This window comes from uncultured Thermanaerothrix sp., assembly GCF_938028735.1.
Classification (GTDB): Bacteria; Chloroflexota; Anaerolineae; order Anaerolineales; family Anaerolineaceae; genus Thermanaerothrix.
This window is the reverse complement of sequence record NZ_CALIMF010000012.1, coordinates 139474-156887: the sequence shown is the minus strand read 5'-3', so window position 1 is coordinate 156887 and position 17414 is coordinate 139474. Positions and strand designations below refer to the sequence as shown.

General features: G+C 55.1%; 14 protein-coding genes. All 14 read left to right on the top strand.

Annotated features, from left to right (window positions below; all coding sequences use genetic code 11):
• Positions 1 to 2 precede the first annotated feature (2 nt).
• The 14 genes from murF (at position 3) to Q0721_RS07105 (ending at position 17375) form a co-directional block, all read left to right on the top strand.
• The gene (gene murF, locus Q0721_RS07170; protein ID WP_299027513.1) at positions 3 to 1433 is read left to right on the top strand and encodes a UDP-N-acetylmuramoyl-tripeptide--D-alanyl-D-alanine ligase; all 1431 of its coding nucleotides are present in this window, start codon (positions 3 to 5) and stop codon (positions 1431 to 1433) included.
• Entirely contained in the window at positions 1430 to 2422 is a 993-nt protein-coding gene (gene mraY / locus Q0721_RS07165) for a phospho-N-acetylmuramoyl-pentapeptide-transferase (protein WP_299027510.1), read from the top strand. Before murF ends, mraY begins: the two co-directional genes overlap by 4 nt.
• Positions 2419 to 3810, top strand: coding sequence for a UDP-N-acetylmuramoyl-L-alanine--D-glutamate ligase (gene murD / locus Q0721_RS07160; protein ID WP_299027507.1), 1392 nt, complete (start codon positions 2419 to 2421; stop codon positions 3808 to 3810). Before mraY ends, murD begins: the two co-directional genes overlap by 4 nt.
• Positions 3789 to 5039, top strand: coding sequence for a putative peptidoglycan glycosyltransferase FtsW (locus tag Q0721_RS07155; RefSeq protein WP_299027504.1), 1251 nt, complete (start codon positions 3789 to 3791; stop codon positions 5037 to 5039). The genes murD and Q0721_RS07155 overlap by 22 nt, the downstream gene beginning before the upstream one ends.
• Positions 4960 to 6078, top strand: coding sequence for an undecaprenyldiphospho-muramoylpentapeptide beta-N-acetylglucosaminyltransferase (murG, locus tag Q0721_RS07150; protein ID WP_299027501.1), 1119 nt, complete (start codon positions 4960 to 4962; stop codon positions 6076 to 6078). The genes Q0721_RS07155 and murG overlap by 80 nt, the downstream gene beginning before the upstream one ends.
• Positions 6075 to 6614 (top strand): CvpA family protein, encoded by a 540-nt coding sequence (locus Q0721_RS07145; RefSeq protein WP_299027499.1) that lies wholly within the window; start codon positions 6075 to 6077, stop codon positions 6612 to 6614. The genes murG and Q0721_RS07145 overlap by 4 nt, the downstream gene beginning before the upstream one ends.
• A complete protein-coding gene (gene murC, locus Q0721_RS07140) occupies positions 6614 to 8023 on the top strand; it encodes a UDP-N-acetylmuramate--L-alanine ligase (RefSeq protein ID WP_299027494.1) in 1410 nt (469 codons plus the stop codon). Before Q0721_RS07145 ends, murC begins: the two co-directional genes overlap by 1 nt.
• 168 nt (positions 8024 to 8191) lie before the next feature.
• The gene (gene murB, locus Q0721_RS07135) at positions 8192 to 9175 is read left to right on the top strand and encodes a UDP-N-acetylmuramate dehydrogenase (protein WP_299027491.1); all 984 of its coding nucleotides are present in this window, start codon (positions 8192 to 8194) and stop codon (positions 9173 to 9175) included.
• Positions 9176 to 9185: 10 nt separating this feature from the next.
• Positions 9186 to 10301: a D-alanine--D-alanine ligase family protein gene (locus tag Q0721_RS07130; RefSeq protein ID WP_299027488.1), complete on the top strand. Its 1116-nt coding sequence runs from the start codon at positions 9186 to 9188 to the stop codon at positions 10299 to 10301.
• Positions 10298 to 11293 (top strand): FtsQ-type POTRA domain-containing protein, encoded by a 996-nt coding sequence (locus Q0721_RS07125; RefSeq protein WP_299027485.1) that lies wholly within the window; start codon positions 10298 to 10300, stop codon positions 11291 to 11293. The genes Q0721_RS07130 and Q0721_RS07125 overlap by 4 nt, the downstream gene beginning before the upstream one ends.
• Before the next feature lie 18 nt (positions 11294 to 11311).
• Positions 11312 to 12544, top strand: coding sequence for a cell division protein FtsA (gene ftsA, locus Q0721_RS07120; RefSeq protein ID WP_299027482.1), 1233 nt, complete (start codon positions 11312 to 11314; stop codon positions 12542 to 12544).
• A gap of 70 nt (positions 12545 to 12614) precedes the next feature.
• Positions 12615 to 13766: a cell division protein FtsZ gene (gene ftsZ, locus Q0721_RS07115; RefSeq protein ID WP_299027480.1), complete on the top strand. Its 1152-nt coding sequence runs from the start codon at positions 12615 to 12617 to the stop codon at positions 13764 to 13766.
• A 559-nt stretch (positions 13767 to 14325) separates the two neighbouring features.
• Positions 14326 to 14775, top strand: a complete 450-nt coding sequence (gene nrdR / locus Q0721_RS07110) for a transcriptional regulator NrdR (RefSeq protein ID WP_299027477.1) — start codon at positions 14326 to 14328, stop codon at positions 14773 to 14775.
• A gap of 11 nt (positions 14776 to 14786) precedes the next feature.
• Positions 14787 to 17375 carry an adenosylcobalamin-dependent ribonucleoside-diphosphate reductase gene (locus Q0721_RS07105; protein ID WP_299027474.1) on the top strand — a complete coding sequence of 863 codons (2589 nt, stop codon included), beginning with the start codon at positions 14787 to 14789 and terminating at the stop codon, positions 17373 to 17375.
• Positions 17376 to 17414: the final 39 nt, after the last annotated feature.

Here is a 17414-nt window from a genome sequence, read left to right as displayed (position 1 = left end):
GAATGCAAATGATCACCCTGAGTGATATTTTGGAAGCCCTCACTGGTAAACGCCTCGCCTCTGCTGAAACACTGACCCTAAGCGAGGCCGCCATTGACTCACGTCAGGTGCTCCCCGGTGGGATGTTCTTCGCGCTACCGGGTGAACGCACCGACGGCCATGACTTTGTAGGGCAAGCATTCGAACGAGGCGCTTTGTTGGCATTTGTGCAACGTGAAGTAGCGGTACCGCGTCCTGCCCTCGACCTGACCTCAGGATCTATAGAGCTTGAGACTCCCCTCCCAACCCCTCCTTTTATGATCCGGGTGTCCGATACCCTACGTGCCCTTCAGGAGATTGCACGCTTCTGGCGGCGCAAGTTCTCGCCACGCGTTATTGGTATCACCGGCTCGGTGGGAAAATCCACCACTAAGGAGGTTGTTGCAGAGGTGCTGAGCCAGCGTTACCGCACGTTAAAGAACCCAGGAAACCTCAATAATGAGATTGGTTTACCCTTAACACTACTGCGACTGGGTGCGGGTTATGAGTGTGTTGTGTTGGAGATGGGCTTCTATGTGCCAGGGGAGATTGCTTTCCTTTGTGAACTTGCCCAACCCCAGATTGGAATTATCACTAATATCGGAACAGTCCACGCAGAACGAGCGGGTTCACAAGAAGCCATTGCACGTGGAAAATCCGAGCTGGTTCAGGCCCTCCCGCCAGCTCCAAATGGAATTGCCATCCTCAACTACGATGACCCTTGGGTGCGCTGGATGGCCAATAAAACCCATGCCCGCATTTTTTACTACGGGTTGAACCCTGAGGCCGACCTGTGGGCTGATGAAATTGAAAGCCAGGGGTTGAAGGGACTGCGATTCCGCCTTCATTTTGGTCACGAAATCCTGCACCTACGCGTGCCAATGCTGGGGCGTCACGCCGTACAAACCGCCTTGCGCGCGGCGGCTGCGGGTCTGGTGTGTGGCCTTTCATGGCAGGAGATCGTCCAAGGATTGCAGCAAGCACGCAACCAACTCCGCCTGGTGGCCGTACGGCTACCCAATGGTGCACTGGTGCTGGATGACTCTTATAACGCGGCTCCTGAGTCAATGCTGGCAGCTCTGAACCTGCTGAATGAGATCGAGGGGCGCAAAATTGCCGTTCTAGGCGATATGCTGGAACTCGGGCCGTACGAGAGCGAGGGCCACCGCTTAGTTGGCCTCCGCGCAGCAGAGGTGGCCGATCATCTGGTCACACTGGGAACACGCGCACGCACGATCGCCGAGGCAGCGGTGAAGGCCGGGCTACCTGCAGCACAGGTGACGCATGTGGAAGATGTCTCCCAAGCCGTAGAAGTTCTGCGCCATTTACTTAAGGAGGGTGATGTAGTCCTGGTGAAGGGATCGCACGGTTTACGTATGGATCGCATCGTAGCCGCATTGGAGGAAACTGCATGAGAGAGACCTCCCTAGCACTTGCCTTAAGCGGATTGAGTTTCATGCTGGCCGTCATCTGGGGGCCGCCTCTCCTGCGGGTATTGCGTCATTTTCGCATCGGCAAACTAATTCGTGTGGAAGGACCGGACCGCCACTTCACCAAAATGGGCACGCCCACTATGGGAGGTGTCCTAATTATTCTGCCGGTAGCCCTAGTTACAATACTTCTAAATGCCGCTTCGCTGATCGGCGTTACCGTCCTTGGGCGCTCGGTTCTGCTCCCCCTCCTGGTCATGCTCTCCTTTGCGCTCTTGGGAGCCGTGGACGACTGGGAAGGAATTCGTGGCCCGCGGCGCGGGTTAGGCATGCGCGCCCGGACCAAGTTCTTGCTCCAAGTCGGCCTGGCTCTGGTCGTGGCATTGGCCCTCAAGTACCTCCTCCAGGTTCCCGAACTTTTTTGGCCTGGCGTTCAGGAACCCCTCACACTGGGGAATTTGTATATTCCTCTGGCTGTTTTCATCATTGTGGGCGCCTCCAATGCTGTAAACTTCACGGATGGTCTGGATGGCTTGGCCGGCCTAATCGCTGCCACTGCCTTTGCAGCCTATGGAGGAATAGCCCTGCTTCAGGGACAGGTCTTTTTAGGACGCTTCTGCTTTACCTTGGTGGGAGCCCTCTTTGGCTTTTTATGGTGGAATGTGCACCCTGCTCAACTTTTCATGGGTGATACTGGCTCCCTCTCCTTGGGCGCCACACTTGGCGTAGTGGCTCTTATGACCGGACAGTGGCTATTGCTCCCGATCATCGCAATCATCCCGGTTAGTGAAGCTCTTAGCGTGGTCATCCAAGTGGCTTACTTCAAAGCCACAGGTGGAAAGCGTATATTTCGCATGGCCCCCCTTCATCACCACTTTGAACTGGGTGGATGGAGCGAAACGCAGGTCGTGCAACGTTTTTGGCTCGTTGGTCTTCTCTTTGCAATGTTTGGTGTAGCATTGGCTCTCGTATGATAGAAAATCGCTGGCAAGGTCAACGCGTTTTGATCATTGGAGCTGCGCGGCAGGGGCTGGCCCTGGCCCGCTTCCTCGCCAGCCGTGGCGCCCTTATCACGCTTAACGACCAGCGCCCGGCGGAGCAAATGGAAACTGCACGCCTGGCACTGGCCGACTTGCCAGATATCCGCTGGGTTTTGGGTGGGCATCCTACCGCCTTGCTTGACCATACCGACCTGGTCTGTGTCTCTGGCGGAGTCCCACTTACCCTTCCCATCATTAAAGAGGCTATTCGACGGCGCATTCCTCTCTCAAATGACTCGCAGATCTTCCTTGAGCACGTGCCATGTCCGGTAATCGGCATCACCGGCTCAGCCGGTAAGACCACGACCACCACATTGGTTGGTCGCATCGCCGAACGTGCCCTCCAGCCTCCGCAACGCGCCTGGGTGGGAGGCAACATTGGCACGCCTCTTATCACTTATCTGGATGAGATGCAACCCCACGACATAGCCATTATGGAACTCTCGTCCTTTCAACTGGAACTGATGACACGTTCTCCCAATATCGGCGCGATCTTAAACATCACTCCTAACCATCTTGACCGCCATGGTACATTTGAGGCCTATCAGGCAGCCAAAGCCAATATTCTCCAGCACCAGCATAAGACAGATACAGCCATCCTCAACCGTGAGGATGGTGGAGCTTGGGCACTACGGGATCAAGTGCGCGGCCGCCTGATCACCTTTGGGTTCAATCACCCGCCGCTGGGTGAGACTGGAACCTACCTCGAAGATGAAAAATTATGCTGGTGGGATGGAACAGCAGCCCATCTGCTGCTCTCCCGGCATGAAATTCGTCTGCGCGGCGAGCATAATGTCGCCAATGTCTTGGCGGCTCTGGCAATTGTGATGGCAATGGGGTGGCCCCTAGAGGTAGCACGTGCGGTTATCCGTGAGTTTACCGGTGTGCCCCATCGTTTAGAACTTGTGCGGGTGTGGCGCGGGGTATCCTGGTACAACGACTCCATTGCAACCGCCCCTGAACGCACCGCGGCCGCCATCCGGGCTTTCAGTGAGCCCCTGGTGCTCCTCCTGGGCGGTCGAGATAAAAATCTGCCCTGGGAGGACCTGGCCCGCTTAATCCACGAACGAGTGGATCACGTGATCGTTTTTGGTGAATCAGCCCCCAAGATTCTTCAAGTATTGGGACCGCAACAATCTGGGCAACGCCCTTACACACTGGAACACTGCCCCACACTGGAGGAGGCCGTTCTTGCCGCCGCCCGTGTGGCCGAGCCCGGGGATGTAGTTTTGCTCTCACCGGGCTGCACCAGTTTTGACGCTTTTCGAGATTTTGAAGCACGAGGGGAGGCTTTCCGCCAATGGGTGATGCAACTACCGTAAACCCCACTACATCACCAATCGCCCGCCCACGCCCACTCCGCTTGAGCCTGGATATTCCACTTTTCCTGGCTGTAGTGTTCTTACTGGGTTTTGGGTTGCTGATGGTCTATTCCGCCTCATGGATGCCCTCGGCTGCTCACACGCAGGGGCGGAGCGTCTCTTACTTCTTCACCAATCAGATAAAGTGGGCCATTGTTGGCTCTGTGATTGCAACAGTCCTGATGTACTTTGATTACCGCCGTTTCTACCCATTTGTCCTCTGGATGATGGGACTGACAATCATTTTACTGTTGGCGGTGTTGCTGTTTGGGCAGACCCTAAACAACTCCAGGCGCACCTTAATGGGAGGCTCTATTCAACCGGCAGAATTGGCGAAACTGGTAACCATCCTTTACCTAGCCGTCTGGTTACAATCAAAGCGCGAGGTACTCAATAAGATTACCTTTGGCCTTCTCCCCTTGATCACTATTCTGGGACTCGTTTCGGGATTAATTCTCCTGGAGCCTGATATCTCCACGGCTCTTACCATCCTTGCCATTGGGGGATTGCTCTTCTTCCTGGCTGGAGTGGATTTGCGCCAAATCCTTCTGATCATCCTCGTTGTCGGTGTAGTAGCCTTTGTTGTGACTTCTTTCTCATCTACGGGTCAAACACGTATTCGCGATTTTATCGCCGGTTTACAGGATCCGTTAGCTGCATCCTACCACATCCAACGGGCTCAGGAAGCCGTTGTGCGGGGCGGTATTTTCGGGGTTGGCATCGGCGAGGGAACAACCAAACTCACCAGCCTACCTTTACCACACCATGATAGTATCTTTGCCGTGATTGTGGAAGAAACCGGCCTGGTAGGTGCATTTCTCCTTATTACTGCCTATCTGGTCGTTTTGTGGCGGGGTTTGCTGATCGCCCGACATGCCCCCGACATGGCCGGCGCCCTCATCGCGGCAGGGATTTCGTTCTGGATCACTCTGGAAGCACTCATGAACATCCTTGCCATGCTTAACCTCTTACCAGCCACCGGGAACGTACTTCCCTTCATTAGCATTGGTGGTTCCAGTCTTGTGACCACCTTGGCTGGTGTTGGGCTGTTGATGAGCGTGGCGCGCGTTTCTGCACGTGAGCAGGAAATCTCAGAAAGGAGGATCTACGGTGCGGTTGTTAGTTTGCGCCGGGGGGACCGGCGGCGGCGTGTATCCCGCCCTCGCCATCCTTCAGGCACTGGGCAATGAACCTGAGGCGATCCTCTGGGTTGGGAGCGAGGGGGGCATGGAGCGCGACTTGGTAATGCGTACGCGTATCCCCTTCCAGGCCATCCCTGCCGCTGGCGTCCACGGGGTTGGCTGGCATCGCTTGCCGGGCAACCTGGTCTCGCTTGCACGTGGAACCCTGGCAGCGCGCCACATCCTCCGCACCTATAAGCCTGATGTCCTTCTCTTCACTGGGGGCTATGTTGGGGTTCCCGTGGCCATTGCCGGCCGCTTCATTCCCAGCCTGGTTTATGTACCCGATATCGAACCTGGACTAGCACTTAAACTTATGAGTCGCTTTGCCCACATCATCGCCGTAACCACCCCGGAGTCACGCCACTACTTCCCGCCCCAGAAACATGTGGTGGTCACCGGTTATCCCACCCGTGCCGAGCTACGGGGTTGGCAGCGTGAGCAAGCGCGGCAAACGCTGGGGTTGAAGATGGAAGATCCCGTTTTGCTTGTCATGGGAGGAAGCAAGGGGGCCCGTTCGATCAACCGTGCTGTGCTTATGAATCTGGAAACCATTCTGACCGTGACCCAGGTGATTCATCTTACGGGGTTAATAGATTGGCCTGAGGTTCAGCAACGCACTTCCTCTTTACCCGCCAACCTCCAACTACGCTACCATGCTCACCCCTACCTACACGAGGACATAGGGGCTGCCTTTGCTGCTGCCGACCTGATTCTTTGCCGCGCTGGTGCCTCAACCCTGGGCGAATTGCCCCTGTTTGGCTTACCCGCCATTTTAGTCCCTTATCCCTACGCCTGGCGCTATCAGAACACCAACGCGGCTTACTTGAGCAAGCACGGTGCCGCCATAACCCTCTCAGACCACACCCTTGCAGAAACCTTACTGCCCACCCTGCATGAACTGTTGAATACCCCCCAACGCTTGCATCAGATGGGAGAAGCAATGCGCACTCTGGCCATCCCCGGCGCCGCGGCTCACCTGGCCGACCTGATTAGGGGTCTAGCCGCCCGATCCGCAAAAATACCCAAGCGGGAGGACACGAAATGATCAGTCTAAATGTTTTCTTCTATATGTTTGTGATCCTCTTTGCCCTCATTGGTGCAATGCGGGGATGGGCCAGGGAGCTTATCGTGTCCTTCAGCGTGATATTGGCAATTTTCATTAGCACGGTCTTGGAAAATTTTGTCCCTTTTGTCCGCGATATCCTGAACAACTCCGGGCCAGCCAATATCTTCTGGGTGCGGGTTAGCCTGTTAATCGCCCTGGTGTTTTTCGGGTATCAGACCCCCAATATCCCTAAAGTCGCTGCTACAGGGCGTTTTGCCCGCGAACATCTTCAAGACATTCTGCTAGGTTTCTTCTTCGGCGCTATCAATGGGTACTTAATCTGGGGCACCGCCTGGTATTACATGCATATGGCAAACTACCCATTAAACATCATTCTACCCCCCGATCCCAACACCGCTACTGGGCAGGCCAGTCTAAGCATGCTCCGCTACCTGCCTCCGGCATTACTGAATCCGCCCATCATCTACATTGCTGTTGCTCTAGCCTTTGTGTTTGTGTTGGTGGTGTTTATCTGATGATGAAGCACGTGCATTTCATCGGCATTGGTGGAAGCGGCCTTTCGGCCATCGCCCGTTTCCTGCTGGAACGTGGTTATACCGTTAGCGGCTCGGATCGCGTGGCCTCTACGGTTACTGAGCAGTTAGCAAATTCCGGAGCCTTCATTCACATTGGTCATCACCCCGATCACATCCAAGGTGCAGATGTTGTGGTGCGCTCATCCGCCGTGCCGCTGGACAACCCAGAAGTGCAGGCGGCTCAAAGCCAAGGTATTCCCATTCTGAAGCGTGAAGAGCTTCTAGCGCGCCTAATGGAAAATCATACCGCCATTGCCGTAGCCGGGACGCATGGTAAAACCACCACCACAGCGATGATTGCCTGGGGACTAACGCAACTGGGACTCGACCCTTCATACATTGTGGGGAGTGTCATTCACGGTCTATTTACCAATGCGCATGCCGGTCAGGGCCCCCATTTTGTCATCGAAGCGGATGAGTATGACCATATGTTCCTCGGGCTGAACCCAGACATGATTGTGATTACCAATATTGAGCACGACCACCCGGATTGCTATCCCTCTCCTGAGACCTACTATACAGCCTTTGAGGCATTTGCCCGGCGCTTGCGCCCAGGGGGAAGCCTGGTGGCTTGCGCCGAAAACACTGGGACGGCTCGCCTGGCAAACGCAATGAAGACCCAAGGCTTACCCGTCTGGACATATGGCTCTCAGCCAGCCGAGTATCAGGCAGTTGCAGAACGCCTCAACACGGAAGGTGGTCTGACGTTTGAAGCCATCTTTGTCCCTTCAAGAGGTGACTCCCAGATGCTGGCCCGTGTCTCGCTCCAGGTGCCAGGGAGACACAACCTACTCAATGCCCTGGCAGCTCTGGCTGTTGCCCATCGTCTGGGCATAGATACCCAAGCATTTGCCGATGCCCTAAGCAAATATAAAGGTACAGCCCGACGATTTGAGGTATTGGGTGAAGCAAGAGGCATCGTTGTGATTGATGACTATGCGCATCACCCCAGCGAAATCCGCGCCACTCTCGTCGCTGCCCGCTCTCGTTACCCGCGGCGGCGCCTCTGGGCGGTATGGCAGCCGCATACGTATTCCCGCACCCAAGCCCTGCTCAATGATTTTGCCCATGCCTTTTCAGAAGCAGATAATGTGATCGTTACTGAAGTTTACGCTGCCCGTGAAACCGATCAGAGTTTTTCTGCCGCTCAAGTTGTCCAAGCCATGAACCATGCGAATGCCCGCTTTATCGCAAGCCTGGACTCGGTCACACATTATCTACAAAACCACCTTCAGAGCGGCGATGTGGTCATCATTCTCTCAGCTGGCGATGCCAACCAGGTTGGTTATCGCCTCTTGCAAGAATGGCGCTCAGAAAGTGAGGATCCCCATGTCCACCCAACCCTCTAACTCATCTCAACCCCCTTCCTCCATCTCTGCCCGCCCCACCGAGGCGCGAGAGTTACTAACGCCACACCAGAATAGCCTTTCTAACACGGCGCCCCCTGTTTCAGAGACCTCCTCACAGCTCCTTCAAGTGGAGATCCTTGAACGGTTGATCGCCTGTATCAAAGCCTTATGAAGTCCTACAAGGTGCTTATGCCGGTCTCACGTCAGTTATCCAAAGAACAAATTCGCGACCTGCGTAGCCTATTCGGTGAACGACTGCGTCAAGATGTTCCCCTAGCCAATTACACATCTGCCCGCGTTGGGGGAAAGGGTGACTTCGTGCTGACCGTGCAGAGCGCCGAAGAACTGGAAACTTCTGCACGCCATCTTTGGGACCTTGAGGTACCCTTTGTGATTCTGGGCAGCGGAGCCAATGTGCTGATAAGCGACCGAGGCGTCCGCGAAGTGGTGATCCTCAACCGGGCTCAGCGCTTTGATATCCACACCGAGCAGGAGCCCCCTACCGTGTGGGCGGAGTCGGGGGCCAGCCTGGGCCTTATCGCCCGCACCCTCGCCCGCCACGGGTTAAGCGGATTGGAATGGGCTGCCACAATTCCCGGCACGGTTGGCGGGGCCATCTATGGGAACGCCGGTGCCCATGGGCAGGACATGGCAGGAACCTTGATTCTGGCAGAAATCTTGCATCGTGAACATGGAAAAGCCATTTGGCCATGCGAGCGCCTGGAATACGGTTATCGCACCAGTTACTTAAAGAAGCATCCTGGTGAGGCAGTAATCTTGAGTGGGCTATTGAGGCTAAGCAGAAACACACGCGAGAACGTTCAGGCCCAAATGGAGGCTTTCATCGCCTATCGGAAGCGCACACAGCCCCCTGGCGCCAGCATGGGTTCAGTTTTCAAGAATCCACCTGGTAATTACGCGGGTCGGCTGATCGAACAGGCTGGGCTGAAAGGTACTCGAGTTGGTGGCGTAGAGGTCAGCCCAATCCATGCAAACTTTTTCATTGCTTACGAAGGCGCCACAGCCAGTGATTACTGGCATCTGATTTGCTTGGTGCGGCAGAAAGTTTTTGAAACCTTTGGCCTCCATCTGGAATTGGAGATCGAACGGATTGGAGATTGGGAAGATGAAAGCACAACCTCCCATGAATAGAGGAAGTGAGATGAAGAAACGGGTTGGCGTTATTTTCGGTGGCAGATCAGGTGAACACGAGGTTTCCCTGCGCTCAGCACGCTCGGTGCTCCAGGCACTCGATCCTCAAAAGTACGATGTAATCCAAATTGGCATCACTCTAGAGGGAGAATGGGTAACCGGCGAGAACGTACTGGAAGCACTGGAACGGCACCAAACCGAACACCTCAAGCGTGCATGCTTGTTGCCCGAACCGGGTCACCCGCATTTGTACGTGCGCGAGATACAGGGCGATCATATTGCGCTCAAACCCTACACAGATCTGGACGTCGTTTTCCCAGTGCTACATGGCACCTTTGGCGAAGATGGGACCCTCCAAGGTTTGCTGGAACTGGCAGGGGTAGCCTATGTTGGGGCGGGGGTAACCGCCTCAGCGCTGGGCATGGACAAAGCTCTCTTCAAACAAATCATGCAGGCTCACCATCTTCCAGTGGTTGAATATTTGGTCTTTACTCGGGCTGAGATTGAAAATGATCGAACCCACGTGATTGAAGCCGCTGAGGCTCTGGCTCCCTATCCACTTTTCACCAAGCCGGTCAATTTGGGCTCCTCAGTAGGGATTACCAAATGTCACAATCGTGCCGAACTCGTGGAAGGGCTAGAAGAAGCAGCGCGCTATGATCGTCGCATCCTTATAGAACGAGGCATTGACCGGGCTCGCGAGATTGAGGTCAGCGTTTTGGGGAATGAACAACCTATCGCCTCTGTCCCAGGGGAAGTAGTGCCAGACGAAGAATTCTATTCTTATGCCTCAAAATATCTAAACAGCGGCACCCAATTGCTCATCCCCGCTCCCTTACCAGAGACCCTCAGCCAAGAAGTCCGCCGTCTGGCTGTGGCAGCCTATCGGGCTGTGGATTGCGCCGGCATGGCCCGTGTGGACTTTCTACTCGATCCCCAAACGCAGAGGGTGTACATCAGTGAGATCAACACATTGCCAGGGTTTACTGAGATCAGCATGTACCCCAAATTGTGGGAAGCCAGTGGATTGCCCTATTCTCAACTACTGGATCGCCTCATCACGTTAGCGCTCGAACGTAAGGCCGAACGGGATCGGACACAATACGTCTACCGGAGGGAGGGATGAAGGGCACGGAGAAGACCACGCCTAGCCGCGCCGATCTGGTACGTCAGCGCCGCGCTCAAACCACCCAAAAACGCGTTCAGCGTGCCAAGCAATCGGTAGCCCGCCGCGAGCGCAGACCTGTGGTCATCGCGCGAGGCATGGCTACGTCTGCGTCTTCACCCACTCGCTCCCTGCCCACTGCCAAGGTGCGCCGACAATACTATATTACTCTAGGAGTTAGTGGTGCTGAGCTGCGCATGCCTGCAATGCCTCTAGTCAACCCGGGTTGGCGTCTCCTCTCTGGAATGATTGCAGTCCTAATGGCCTTAATCCTCTACACGTTATTCAACTCCCCTACATTCCAGGTACAACGCATCGAGGCTGTTGGCCTGCAGCGGCTCACGTCCGCTGACCTTCAGGCTGTGCTGGGAATTACCGGCAAACCGGCAGTCGCACTAGACATCCAGACACTTAAGTTGGAATTGGAAGCCGCGTTCCCTGAACTAAAAGATATCCGCATTCGTTTACTCTTCCCGGCCCGCCTAATTCTTACAGCGGTTGAGCGTCAACCTGCACTGGCTTGGCAAGTGGGCAGCGATACTTACTGGCTCGATCCCGAGGGCGTCATCCTACGCCCGCGCGGAGAAGCGGGAGAACTCCCCCTGGTTACGGCAAACGCCCTGCCGCCGCTGATGAATTCCGATGGTCTGAACAGTACAAACGCATCCCTTAATCCGCCCGAAGCGTGGGGAAAACGCACAAATGCTCAATTTGTACAGGCTATTTTAAATTTGCGGCAGCGTCTTTCACCCGGGACCCCCCTAGTCTACGATAGTGAAATTGGCTTTGGCTGGCAGGACCCCAATGGCTGGCAGGTATTACTCGGAAATACCCTGGATGACTTGGAGGCCAAAATGCAGTTATATCAAATCATCCTCGCGCAAATCCAACAGCGAGGCCTTCATCCCCAGGTAATCAGCCTGGAATATCTGCAGGCCCCCTTCTATAAGTAAGGGTTTTGGAGCACGGCTATGGATGAACCAATTGTTGTAGGAATTGACATCGGCACGACCAAAGTCTGTACCCTCGTGGCAAGAGTTGAGGGAGAGCGAAATTTACGCATCCTCGGCGTAGGCATTGAGCCATCCCAGGGGATCCGCAAGGGGGCAGTGGTAGATTTAGGAGCTGCCTCAACTGCCATTGCCCGCTCAATCGAAAAGGCCCAACGCACCTCAGGGCTAGAAATTACCTCTGCATTGGTCAGCCTGGCCGGCTCTCACGTTGCCTCGGTCAACAGCCGGGGAGTAGTAGGAATATCGGGCGGGGTTATTGACCAAGAAGATATTGCTCGAGCGCTCGACTCAGCTCAGGCTATTGCCATCCCCCACAACCGTCAAATCATTCACGTGATCCAACGGGGTTTTGTCGTGGATGGACAAGACGGTATTCGCAACCCCATTGGCATGCACGGTTACCGTTTGGAGGTTGAGGCCCACATCATCACCGCCGCTGAATCCACGGTAGAGAACATTCGCCAATGTGTTGAAGCGGCAGGGGTCCAAGTGTCTCATTTTGTCCTTAATCCCCTGGCCTCAGGCGAAGTGGTGCTTACGGAAACCGAGCGACAAATGGGGGTTGTGGTGTGCGACATCGGTGGAGGAACAACCGATTTAGCCATTTACATAGATGGCGACGTCTGGCACACCATGGTACTAGCGTTAGGAGGCAATCATATCACCTCAGATATCGCTCATGGTTTACGCCTCCCCCTGCCCCAAGCCGAAGAGGTCAAAAAACAGTACGGTCACGCTGTTGAAAATGAGGTAAGTGAGGAGGAGATTTTGACACTGCGCACTTTTGGGCAGGAGTACCCCGTCCAGGTCAGCCGACGCGAACTGGCTCACATTATCGAGGCGCGGGTGGAAGAGATCTTCCTCTTTGTGTTGGAGGAGATCAAGCGCTCGGGCTACGATGGACTCCTGCCTGCCGGCATGGTGTTGACGGGGGGAACGGCGCTGTTACCGGGCATTCGCAACCTTGCCAGTTCAGTGCTGGGCCTGCCGGTACGGGTTGCTAAGCCCGAAAACTTGGTGGGCCTGACCGATCAATTGCAATCCCCCGCCTATTCCACAAGCGTTGGCCTGCTCCACTGGGCACTGCTGCTCAGTGAAGCAACCCCAACCCCACGCAAACATACCCTATTTCGAGGAGGTGGCATCAACTCTGAGACCTTAAAGAACTTTTTACGACGTCTTTTACCCTGAAACCTGTAGATCCAAGGAGCGACATACCTACGCTTAACAGGCTAAAATCAAGTCACCGGAGGAAAAAACCATGGACACAATCAACAATCCCGTACCCGAATCTTTTGCCCGCATCAAGGTGATAGGGGTTGGCGGCGGTGGTTGCAACGCCGTTGACCGGATGATCGAAGAAGGACTAACTGGAATCGAGTTCGTTGCGGTTAACACGGATGCCCAGGATTTGTTGCTTTCTAAAGCCCCCACTCGGGTGCGCATTGGTGATAAGCTCACCCGGGGGCTCGGCGCGGGCGGAAATCCCGAAGTGGGCCGCAAAGCTGCGGAGGAGTCTGCTGAGGAACTGTACAACGTCCTTAAGGGCAGCGATATGGTCTTTGTCACCGCCGGGTTAGGAGGCGGGACTGGTACCGGCGCTGCGCCAGTCGTAGCCCAAATTGCTAAAGAGGTGGGCGCACTTACCATCGGTGTAGTTACCCGCCCCTTTGCCTTCGAGGGTAGTAAACGCGCTCAGGCTGCCGAAGCTGGTATTGCTAAACTCAAAGAGCACGCCGACACGCTGATTGTCATCCCTAACGATCGCCTGTTGCAGATTGTAGATAAGAAAATCGGCATCATTGAGGCTTTCCGCATTGCGGATGATGTTTTGCGTCAGGGCATCCAAGGAATCTCCGAACTTATCACCGTACCCGGCCTGATCAACCTAGACTTTGCCGATGTCAAAGCCATCATGTCTGAGGGTGGTGCAGCGCTGATGGCCGTAGGGCGTGCCTCTGGCGAAGACCGTGCCCGAGTGGCTGCCGAGCAGGCAATCTCTAGCCAGTTGCTCGACATTACCATTGACGGGGCGCGGGGCATCCTATTCAACATCACCGGTGGTCCAGGCCTCACCCTTTTCGAGGTCAATCAGGCAGCGGCGATCATCAAGGAAACTGCACATCCCGACTGCAATCTCATCTTCGGTGCTGTCATTGACCCGAACATGGGTGATGAGATTCGCATTACGGTGATCGCCACAGGGTTTGACCGCCCTGCAATGCGTGCACCAATGATAGAACCTCGCCCAAACCGGCTTGAGGAAGGTCAGGTGCCCGCCCGCCCTACCCCTACCCGACCTGAACCTCGACCTTCCACACCCCCACCCTCGCCAACGGAGTTTCAACCCCATGTTATTAACACAGAGGATCTGAACGTGCCCGCGTTTCTACGTAAGCGCATTCAGCGGTAATGCCTGGCTGGAGTGGCAACCTAAAGCCGGCTTGAATTATCTTTTGCTGTAAATCATGCTACTACTCTAAGGTAATGGCCTGAGGAAGGGGTCTTACCCAGACCCTCAACTCAGTGCGCCTGTGTGGCAATTAGTCGCTCCTCTGTTTTGGGGGCTGCTTGTTCCTCCGGCGAGCAGCCCTTCTGTTTTACCCCTCTCTATACAGAACCTATCATCCCCCACCTATGGGCAAGATCAAGGCATTCTATCTACCTAATGCCAAATAAACGCCCGAGATCTGGTGCATCATGAAACCCAGAATTTTAAGGTTGGCGTTGACCAAAGTATATTGCATATCCTCAAAAGATGTGCTAAAATTACACCAGCAAATGTACGGCAACGTTAATCGAGAACCCCCACATATAGGGGGTCTCATTTGCTAGAGTGCTGGCCTGGGTTTACTCAGGGCCTAGTCTTCAAGGGTGGTGAGTAAAACCTGGTGGATGCACAATTTATGTCTGCACTCGGCTAATGCCTCACTAGCGCCTTTTCATCAAGATGCTTTCGGAGGTATTCATCCTTGCGTTGTCCCTATTGCCATAACGAATACACCCGGGTTCTCGATACTACCCACGACCAGCGCGGCGGAATTCGCCGCCGCCGCGAGTGCGAAAAGTGCCACCAGCGTTTTAGCACTTATGAGCGTCCCATCCTGGCCACTCCCCTGGTGGTCAAGAAAGATGGCACACGGGAAGAATTTGACCGCGAAAAACTGATGCGGGGAATCCGTATTGCTTGCGCTAAGCGCCCTGTTTCAGCAGCCGAGATTGAGCGTCTGGTTGGTGAAATCGAATCGTCCCTCCAGCAGATGGGACGAGCGGAAGTACCCTCCCGCGTAATTGGCGACATGGTCATCGCCGGGCTAAAAGACTTGGACCAGATCGCTTATATCCGCTATGCTATTGTCTATCTTAACCTTAACGACTTGAGAGCCATTCGTGAAGAGATTGACCGACTTTTAGAAGGATAAAAGGAGTTCTCATGGCAACCAAGAATCACACCCCCACCAAAAACGGTCTCTTACCCACCCCACCCCTGCCCGCTGATTTACCTCCCGTGCACCTCACGGAGAACGCTCGTCAGGTGCTCATTCGGCGCTATGTCCGTCGAGGAGAAGACGGGCAGCCCGTCGAGAGCGTGGAAGAAATGTTTTGGCGTGTGGCTTACCATGTCGCCAAAGTGGAAGAGAATTGGGGTGGCGATGTCATGCAATCGGCGCGCGAGTTCTACCTTCTGCTGACTTCAAAGAAGTTCTTCCCCAACTCCCCCACCTTCACTGGTGCCGGCACCCCCCTGGGACAACTGGCTGCTTGTTTTGTCCTACCCATTAGCGATGATATGGGGCGTGAACCCGATGGAATCTTCCAAACCCTCCGTAATGCTGCGCTCATCCAGCAAACTGGAGGCGGAAACGGCTTCTCATTCTCACGGCTACGCCCCAAAGGTGCGTTGGTGAAATCTTCTGCCGGCCAGGCGACCGGGCCTGTGGGCTTCCTACGCGTCTATGATCATGCCTTTGGCGAGATTGCTCAAGGAGGTACCCGTCGGGGCGCCAACATGGGTGTATTGCGGGTGGATCACCCAGATATTGAGGAATTCATCACCTGCAAGACAGATGAGAACGCCATTACCAATTTCAATATCTCCGTAGGCATCACCGATGCCTTTATGCGCGCGGTTGAAAACGATGAAGAATGGGAATTACGGTTCCCCGATGTGCGTTCTCCACGCTACCGCGAGGTGAAAGGGACATTGGAGCAACTCGAAGCCGCAGGCGTTCCGATTGTAACGTACCGCCGTGTGCGGGCGCGGGACCTTTTCAACAAAATGGTCAAACAGGCCCACCACAACGGTGAACCTGGGGTGTTATTCCTGGATACTGCCAATCGTTCCAATCCGGTGCCTCATCTCTACCCGCTAGAGGCAACCAATCCCTGTGGCGAGCAGTGGCTTGGCCCTTATGAAAACTGCTGTCTGGGCTCTGTCAATCTGAACGAGCATTGTGGTCCCAATGGCTCGGTGGATTGGGAGGCCCTGCGCCAATCTGTTATCACCGCCACGCGTTTTCTGGACGATGTGGTTGAGGCTAATGCTTATGTTCCCGCCGTGCCCCAGCTTAAGGAATCCGCCCACCGCGCACGCCGCATCGGGCTAGGTATTATGGGATTGGCGGACCTAATGTATCACGTTGGCGTGCGGTATGGCTCAGAAGAGGGTCAAGAATTTGCCGCTCAGGTCATGGAGTTCATCCGCTTCCATGCCATGAAGACGAGCATTGAACTGGCACGTCAACGCGGGCCTTTCCCGGCCATTAAGGGCAGCATTTATGATCCAGAAAACCTGACTTGGACCCCACCTCAGCCACTAGTGCCTTACCAACGCGATTGGGGGCGCCCTCCCCTGGATTGGAACGAAGTGGTGGAGGGCATCCGGCAACATGGCATTCGTAATGCGGCCCAAACCACCATCGCCCCTACCGGTACTATTGCCACTGTAGCCGGCTGTGAGGGTTACGGCTGTGAACCGGTCTTTGCGCTGGCGTACATTCGCCACGTCAACGATAATGGTAAAGACTTGCAATTGACTTATGCCAGCCCCCGCTTTGAAGAAGCCCTGCGCAAGGCGGGGATTCCAGAGGAAAAGCGCCGCGAAATCTTTGAACGTGTGCTAAAAGAGGGCACCTGCCAGCATATCCCAGACGTACCCGAACATATCCGCAACGTTTTCGTTGTGGCTTCCGATATTACGGCGGAGGAGCACGTACGGATGCAAGCCACCTTACAGGCCTTCGTGGATAACTCCATCTCAAAAACCATCAACTTTCCTGAGCATGCTACCGAAGAAGACGTTGCCACAGCCTATATGTTGGCCTGGAAGCTAGGTTGCAAAGGCCTGACCGTTTACGTCACAGGCTCACGCGAGAAAGTTGTCCTAGAAACGCTGGCTACTGCTGAGAAGAAGAAGCAAGCCGAAGCCGCCCCACGCGCCGAACCCCCTCAACAATTGCCCATCTGGCACGATCTCAAGAAGCCCCGCCCGCGCTACCTACCTGGCTTCACCTACTCTATTCAAACACCCCTTGGCAAAGCGTTTATCACCATCAACGAGAACGGAGAGGCACAGCCCTTCGAAGTCTTCGTCAACACAGCCAAAGCCGGTTCTGACACCGCTGCCGTCTCCGAGGCGATTGGACGACTTCTCTCTTACATCTTGCGCCTGGCCTCGCCAATTGAGCCGGCACGGCGCTTGCGTGAAGCCGCCGATCAATTATTAGGCATCGGCGGAGGACGCTCACTGGGCTTTGGCCCTAATCGTGTCCGCTCCCTGCCCGATGGCGTGGGGCAAATCCTGGATGAATATCTGCAACAGCGCGAAGAACGCCTTAGGGCGCAAGCCAGCGGTGGCACGCCCGCTGTTTTGTCCACCCCCACGCCAGAGACGGAGCCCCTCGTGTCCAACCATCAGCCTTTGCTGGAATTTGGAGACCTGTGCCCAGAATGCGGACAGGCAGCGGTAGTGAATGAAGAAGGCTGCCGGAAGTGCTACGCCTGCGGCTATAGCGAGTGCTAGCCCAACCCCCAAATGATCTGAGAGTGGTGGGGGGTGAGA